1 protein-coding gene is annotated in these 1653 nt (G+C 65.7%); it reads right to left on the bottom strand.

The annotated features are described in order from the left end of the window. On the bottom strand, positions 1-1653 hold a 1653-nt coding region (locus tag NZM16_RS09540; protein ID WP_295480143.1), incomplete at both ends, for a molybdopterin cofactor-binding domain-containing protein.

Below are 1653 nucleotides of genomic sequence, written 5' to 3'. Positions count from 1 at the left end.
TGAGGTTGGGCGGGTCGTAGTAATACACCGCCTCCAGCCCCGGCTCCATCCCCGGGGGCGGGTTGGTGTAAGCGGCAAAAGCCACCTGAGGGAAGGTTACGGATTTCCCGGGAACGCCCCGGACAACGAAGCGGCCATCCTCCCAGACCACATCCTCCTCGGCCGCCTCCAGCAGGTGCGCGGCGATCTTCCGGGCCTTCTCTCGAATGCGGCGGGCGCCCATGACCGCCGCGGCCCCAGCGGTGGGGGTGCTGCGGCTGGCGTAGGTGCCTAGGCCGTAAGGAGCCGTGTCCGTGTCCCCTTCCTCCACCAGCACATCCTCCACTGAGACTCCCAGCTCGTGGGCGAGGATCTGAGCATAAGTGGTCTCATGGCCCTGCCCCTGATGGCGGGTGCCGAAGCGGGCCAGGATCTTGCCCGTAGGATGGACCCGGATCTCGCAGCTGTCGAACATCTTCAGGCCAGCGATGTCGAACGTATGGCTTGGCCCAGCTCCCACGATCTCCGTGTAGGAGGAGATGCCAATGCCCATCAGCTCGCCCCGGCGCCGCCGCTCCTCCTGCTCCCGCCGGAGCTCCTCATAGCCAATCAGTTGCAACGCCCGGTCCAGGGCCGCCCCGTAGTTGCCGCTGTCGTAGGTCCAGCCCAGGGCCGAGCGATAAGGGAACTTCTCCGGTGGGATGAAGTTCCGGCGTCGCAGCTCCGCGGGGTCGATCCCCAATTCATCGGCCAGGATATCCATCGCCCGCTCAATCAGATAGGAAGCCTCCGTCACCCGGAACGAGCACCGATAGGAAATCCCGCCGGGGGCCTTATTGGTGTAGACCGCGTCCACCTCGGCGAAGGCCACTGGGAAATCATAGGATCCCGTGCAGATGCTGAAGAGGCCGGCGGGAAAGCGGCTGGGGTTCGCGGAGGCGTCGAAGGCGCCGTGGTCAGCCAGTGTCTTCACTCGCAAGGCCGTCACCCTCCCCTCCCGGGTGGCCCCCAGTTCCACCGTCATATGGTAATCCCGGGCGAAGGAGGTGGAGGTCAGATTCTCCGTCCGCGTCTCCACCCACTTCACCGGGCGCCCCAGCATGATGGAGGCGACGACGGCGCACACATAGCCCGGGTAAACCGCCACCTTGTTGCCGAAGCCCCCGCCGATGTCCGGCGAGATCACCCGGATCATATGCTCCGGCAGCTTGGCTACCAGCGCCAGCAACGTCCGGTAGGCGTGGGGTGCCTGGGAGGTCACATAGAGGGTCAGCCGGCCTGTCACCCGATCGAAGTCCGCGATGCAGCCGCACGGTTCCAGAGGGGCCGGATGCACCCTCTGGAACTTGATGTGCTCTCGGATGACCACATCCGATCGACGCAGAGCCTCCTCTGTGGCCTCCCGATCCCCCACCTCCCAATGCCAGATGTGATTGGTCTTCTGCTCCCGATCCTCCCGCAGGATCGGGGCATCGGGCTCCAGCGCCTTGAAGGGATCCACCACCACGGGGAGAGGCTCGTAATCCACCTCCACCGCCTGAGCGCCATCCACGGCCGCCTCCCGGGTTTCCGCCACCACCGCGGCGACCTCCTGATACTGGAAGAGCGCCTTGCCGACCGCCAGCACCATCTGCCTGTCCCCGGCCAGGGTAGGCATCCAAGCCAGACCCAGTT

Source organism: Thermoflexus sp., from assembly GCF_025055495.1.
Classification (GTDB): domain Bacteria; phylum Chloroflexota; class Anaerolineae; order Thermoflexales; family Thermoflexaceae; genus Thermoflexus.
This window is presented reverse-complemented; position numbering and strand designations above follow the sequence as displayed.